This is a genomic window from Robiginitalea sp., assembly GCF_049588695.1.
GTDB lineage: Bacteria > Bacteroidota > Bacteroidia > Flavobacteriales > Flavobacteriaceae > Robiginitalea.
The window spans coordinates 1-5,663 of sequence record NZ_JBAVZJ010000140.1 but is presented as its reverse complement, the minus strand read 5'-3'; the positions used below and the strand labels follow the sequence as shown (position 1 = coordinate 5,663).

Annotated in this window: 5 protein-coding genes; 2 read left to right on the top strand and 3 right to left on the bottom strand. The window is 54.8% G+C overall.

Translation table 11 applies throughout. From position 1 onward, the window contains the following. Window positions 1–13: 13 nt before the first annotated feature. On the bottom strand, window positions 14–1,372 hold the full coding sequence (locus WBV75_RS03190) for a Gfo/Idh/MocA family protein (RefSeq protein WP_424119212.1): 1,359 nt from the start codon (window positions 1,370–1,372) through the stop codon (window positions 14–16). 109 nt (window positions 1,373–1,481) lie between these two features. Here WBV75_RS03190 and WBV75_RS03185 point away from each other — a divergent pair, with 109 nt between their 5' ends. Further along, a complete protein-coding gene (locus WBV75_RS03185) occupies window positions 1,482–2,372 on the top strand; it encodes a nucleotidyltransferase family protein (protein ID WP_424119211.1) in 891 nt (296 codons plus the stop codon). A gap of 12 nt (window positions 2,373–2,384) precedes the next feature. Then, complete coding sequence (locus WBV75_RS03180) at window positions 2,385–3,440, top strand: phosphotransferase enzyme family protein (RefSeq protein ID WP_424119210.1); 1,056 nt, start codon at window positions 2,385–2,387, stop codon at window positions 3,438–3,440. Here WBV75_RS03180 and WBV75_RS03175 read toward each other — a convergent pair whose 3' ends face one another. Beyond that, window positions 3,441–4,619 carry an acyl-CoA dehydrogenase family protein gene (locus WBV75_RS03175; protein WP_424119209.1) on the bottom strand — a complete coding sequence of 393 codons (1,179 nt, stop codon included), beginning with the start codon at window positions 4,617–4,619 and terminating at the stop codon, window positions 3,441–3,443. Window positions 4,620–4,751: 132 nt separating this feature from the next. Beyond that, window positions 4,752–5,663, bottom strand: a 912-nt coding sequence (locus WBV75_RS03170) for an aromatic ring-hydroxylating dioxygenase subunit alpha (protein WP_424119208.1), incomplete at its 5' end; no start/stop codon positions are given.

Sequence of the window (5,663 nt, the reverse complement as noted above, 5' to 3'; positions counted from 1 at the left end):
GTTTTAGAACCCGTTACCAGGTGTCCGTAATCCACTCATGGGGAGTGCGGTTCATCCAACGCCCCCTGGTGAAATCGGGAAAAAATTGGGCCGAGCCGTTTTCGGCTATCGAGCGTTCCGAAAGTGGGGTCACCGCACTCCAGGCGGCTGCGTCGTATACATCGATAGGTGGGGCTACTTTTCTTTTCGCAGCTTCCACAAAGGCGTGGAGTACAAAGAAGTCCATTCCGCCGTGGCCGGACCCTGTGGCGTACTCCCCGTACTTCTGCCAAAGGGGGTGGTCGTATTTCTCCAACCAGGGGGTCGCTTCATCCCATCGGTGCGGCTGGGACTTCCCTTCGATGTAAATCCGGCTACCGTCCACCTCCCACAGGCCGTTGGCCCCCTGTACCCGAAACCCAAGGGAATAGGGTCGTGGCAGGTTACAATCATGGGTGATGATGATGGTCTCCCCCCGGGCCGTCTGCAGGGTGGACGTAATCACATCCCCCTGTTTAAACTCCAGGGAGGCATTGGGATGGTCCGCACCTCCTTGCTGTACGATATGGTTGTGAAGGCCGACAGATTTGGTGGCGGCCGAAGTAAGGCTCATAAGCCTGTTGCCCCGGTTGATATCTGCCATGACGGCTACCGGGCCCAGTCCGTGGGTCGGGTATACATCCGCATTTCGATGCAGGGAATAGGCCGTCCTCCATTGGGCCTCAGAGGTCGCCTTTTCACCAAACTCCACCCCTCCTCCGTAGGGCTGCTGCCCATTGTTGAATTTCACTTCCCTTAAATCGTGCTGATAGCCACATCGGAAATGGATCAGTTCCCCGAAAACCCCTTCCCGCACCATCCTGAGTACCGCCAGGATGTCCCTGCGGTAATTGACGTTTTCAAGGAGCATCATATGGGTACCTGTGGCCTCATGGGTGTTCACTAAATCCCAGCACTCCTCCAGGGTGGTGGCAGCCGAGACTTCCAGGCCCGTATACTTTCCGGCCTTCATGGCATCGACAGCCATGGGCGTATGCCAGCTCCAGGGTGTGGAAATGACCACGGCGTCCACATTCTCCAGCCCGAGTAAATCCCTGTAGGAATGGGGATGTGCCCCAAAAGTAGCCGCCTTTTTCTTCCCGGCTTTCTCGAGTAATCCGGTGCATAGACGAAGGCGCTCCGGATCTGTATCGCAAAGGGCTGTAACCTCCACATCTTCCCGCTGCAGCAGATTCTCCAGGTGGTTTGTACCCCTGAGGCCTACGCCAATGAGGCCTACCCGCAATAGAGGGGCAACTCCAGGGGCCGTTAAGGCATGACTGGTCAGGGGGTTGAGGCTCAAGGCTGCGGTAGTCAGCGCCATTTTCTCGAGGAAGGAACGTCGGGATTGCATCTGTATTAAATTAGGGTTATTTCCGGGTATGGAAGTTAGGAAATCCTGATGGGTTCTCTGGATTTCGATCTCAAAATAGTACTTTAGGGGCGCTAAAAAATGATTTTTTATGACTTTACTTCTGATGGCCGCCGGCCGGGGAAGCCGTTACGGCAAACTCAAACAATTTGACGATATAGGGCCCAAAGGGGAATTCCTGATGGAATTCAGTATCTACGATGCCCTGGCCAATGGTTTTGAACATATCGTGGTCATTACCCAGAAAGACAATGTGCAATATCTTCAGGAGTATCTCGAAGCACGCCTGCCCTCCGGGGTTCGTCTGGATGTACTGGCCCAGGAGTTAAGCGACCTGCCTGAAGGGAGCTCGTTTTCAGGGGAACGTCCCAAACCCTGGGGGACCGCCCATGCGGTCTGGACGGCCCGGAATGTGATTCAAAATCCTTTTGCGGTGATCAACGCAGATGATTACTACGGGCAGGCTGCCTATGCAAGGGCTGCTGAATTTATGAAGCGGGCCGGGGCCGACGATGCCTTTGGAATTGTCGCCTACACGCTCAAGGACACCCTCTCCCCTTACGGCTCTGTCTCCAGGGGCGTCTGCAGTCAGGATGGGAAGGCGCTTGTATCGGTAGATGAACGCCTTGAGATCGCTGAGACCGATGGAAGCATTCAGGATGCCGACAGCGGATTGTCATTTAGCGGAGATGAACTCGTCAGTATGAATTTCTGGGTCTGCCAGCCTTCTATCTTTCCCAAAATTGAAGCCGATTTCAGAACTTTTCTGGATACTATGGAGGACCCCGCCAAAGGGGAAATCTACCTGCCTTTCGTGATCCAGGACATGTTGCAGGGTGGAACAGCCCAGGTAGAAGTGATCCCTTCAGATAGCAAGTGGTTCGGAATCACCTACGCCGCAGATAAGGAACTGGCCATGCAGGAATTGGCGAATTTATCCAATACGGGAAAATACCCTTCCCCCCTCTGGAAGAACACCTAAGCCGACCTCGTTATGGCCCCCTCCCAGCCCCTGGAAATCCTTAAACAATTTGGCATCTCGGGCGCTGGAATCTCGCTGGAAACCCTTACCCAGGGGTATATCAACGACACCTTCCGGGTCCATACCCCAAAGGGCGACGGATTTGTCTTGCAGCGGATTAACCCGGTGGTTTTTCCAAAACCGGAGGTACTGATGGCCAATCTGGAAATGGTCCTCCCCCTGCTTGAAGGTCCGGGGTACCGCGGGTTGAAACTCCACCCAAACAGGAAAGGAAAGACATCTATAAAGGACCCCGCGGGAGGCCTGTGGCGTGTTTTCAACTACATCCCCGACTCCGCGAGCTACACCCGGGCGGAAACGCCCCAAATGGCGAGGGAAGCGGGCCGGATTGTGGCTATTTTTCACCTTCTGGTCTCCCCACTGCCCACGGAAGACTTACAGGTTTCCCTCCCGGGTTTTCACGATATCCGCGAAAGGATTACCCAATTGCGAGCTGCCATAGACGGGGCCCCGGCTGAGCGGAGTGAAAACTGTTCAGACCTGATCGCACAGGCCGAAGCCCTGTATGCGTTTTGCCGGCAAATCCCTTTTGAAGCCCTCCCGCTTCGGGTGTGCCACAACGACACGAAACTCAGTAATATCCTTTTTGATACGCAGTCGGGAAAGGCGCTCTGCCTGATTGATCTCGATACGCTTATGCCCGGCCACCTGCTCTGCGACTTCGGGGATGCCGCCCGCGGGCTGATCGCCTCCCGAACCGAAAATGGGAAATCCGGAAAGGCGGCGGGCCCGGATCTAAAAAGTTTTGAGGCTTTTGTAAAAGGATGGAAAGAGAGTGGGTTAAAGATGCAGCCTGTGGAAAAACAGTGGCTTTGCCATGGCGTGGTATTGATGCCGGCCCTCCACGGCATCCGCGCGCTTGCCGATTACCTCAGCGGGGACCGCTATTACAAGGTGGCGTACCCGGAACAAAACCGGGACCGGGCCGGTGTGTTGCTGCACTCCGCCCAAACGGCCCAAAAGGCACTGGGTCGCATACAGGAAATCGCAGAAAATACGTGGGCCTGACTACTTAAAGGCGCTGATACCGGTAATGTCCCACCCGGTGATCAGCAGGTGGATGTCGTGGGTGCCTTCATAGGTGATGACCGATTCCAGGTTCATCATATGCCGCATAATTGGATATTCCCCTGTAATACCCATACCCCCCAGAACCTGCCGGGCTTCACGTGCAATATTAATGGCCATATCCACATTGTTCCGCTTGGCCATGGAGATCTGGGCTGTGGTGGCCCTGCCTTCATTTTTAAGCTGCCCGAGCCGAAAGGCCAACAACTGCGCCTTGGTGATTTCGGTAACCATCTCGGCCAATTTTTTCTGTTGCAACTGGGTGGCTGCGATAGGTCTGTCAAACTGAATCCGTTCTCCCGCATAGCGCAAGGCCGTGTCATAGCAGTCCATAGCTGCTCCGATCGCCCCCCAGGCAATTCCGTACCGGGCTGAATCCAGGCAACCCAGGGGGGCTCCCAAACCACTTTTACCCGGAAGGAGATTCTCCTTGGGCACCTTTACATTGTCGAAAATCAGCTCTCCGGTAGCCGAAGCGCGAAGCGACCATTTATTATGCGTTTCGGGGGTTGAAAAACCTTCCATGCCCCTTTCCACGATCAACCCGTGTATACGGCCCTCTTCGTTTTTGGCCCAGACTACCGCGATATCTGCAAAGGGGGCATTGGAAATCCAGAGCTTGGCCCCGTTGAGCAAATAATGATCGCCTTTATCGATGAAATTTGTGGTCATCCCACTTGGGTTAGACCCGTGGTCCGGCTCGGTCAGGCCGAAGCACCCCATCATCTTCCCACTGGCCAGGGAGGGTAAATACTTTTTACGTTGCTCCTCCGTCCCATAGGCATATATAGGGTACATCACCAGGGAGGACTGCACGGAAGCCGTAGAGCGCACCCCGCTGTCCCCGCGTTCAATTTCCTGCATGATCAGTCCGTAACTGATCTGGTCCAGGCCTGCCCCTCCGTATTCCGGCGGGATATAAGGCCCGAAAGCCCCAATTTCTGCAAGGCCACTGATGATCTGGGTGGGGAATTCCGCCTTCTGGGCGTATTCCTCTATAATGGGGGATACATCCCGCTTGACCCAGCTGCGGGCAGCATCGCGTACGAGTTTGTGTTCTTCGGTCAGTAACTCGTCAAGGAGGTAGTAATCCGGGGCTTCAAAAAGATCTGGTTTCATCCTGCAGTATTTCTGTCAAAGGTAGCTAAAGCGGGTAAAGAAACCAATACGAACCCCCGGTATTGCACCTGCAAAAAAGGAGTACACCGGACCCCCTTACACCCTCCGCCACAGACGTGATGTCCTCTCCCCCTATTCCGCGCTCACAAAACGGGCCAGCAGCGTGTGAAAGTGGTGTACGCCCTGCTCCCGGGTAGGGGAGAACCGACCGGCTTTGTAGTACCGGGATCGAATACCCTTATGCACTCCTTCCACAACTTCCTCGTCTTCCATTTCTACTTTGTCCAGGCCGGAGCCTGCCCCCTGCCCCAGTTTTGCAGCATCGTATACATAACTCCTAAAGGAGACCCGGGTCCGGCTCGGGCCCAGCGGCTGCACCAGGTTTATCGAAAGGCCCCAGGGATAAAAATTAAACATTGTATTGGGAAAGACCCAGTAGTAATAGGCCGCTACGTTTTTACCGAAATCCGGATGGCCTTCGGGCAAATCAAAGACCATTTCCGAGCCCTCGGCGTACCCGATTTGCAGGTTGAGATAGGGATACAAAACCGTCTCATAGTCGCCGTAATCCAGCACCGCATTCAGGTCGTCGTGGACAAAGGGAATATGGAACCCTTCCAGGTAGTTATCACAATATAGGGCCCAATGCGCATTGATGGAATACTCTTTATGGCGGGACGGGTCTTCATGGAATTCCTCCAGGGGCAGGAAACCTACCCGTTCGGACATCGCATCCAGGACCTGCTGAAAATCAAATTCCGGATTCAGGCCTGCAAAAAGAAGCGGGCCCCATTTCCGCAACTCAAAGGCCGGGAGGTTGTCGCAGGCCGTGGGGAAATCCTCTGTTTGCCCAAATTCCGGCATGTGCTCAAAAGCACCGTCCAGGTCGAAGCGCCGTCCGTGGTAGCCACAGACCAGTTTCCGTGTTTTTCCTGCCGCCCCAACGACCAGGTTTCCCCTGTGGGTACATACGTTGCTCAGGCAGTGCAGGACCCCTGAGGCATCCCGGGTAAGGACCATAGGTTCATCGAGAAAGCCTTCGAG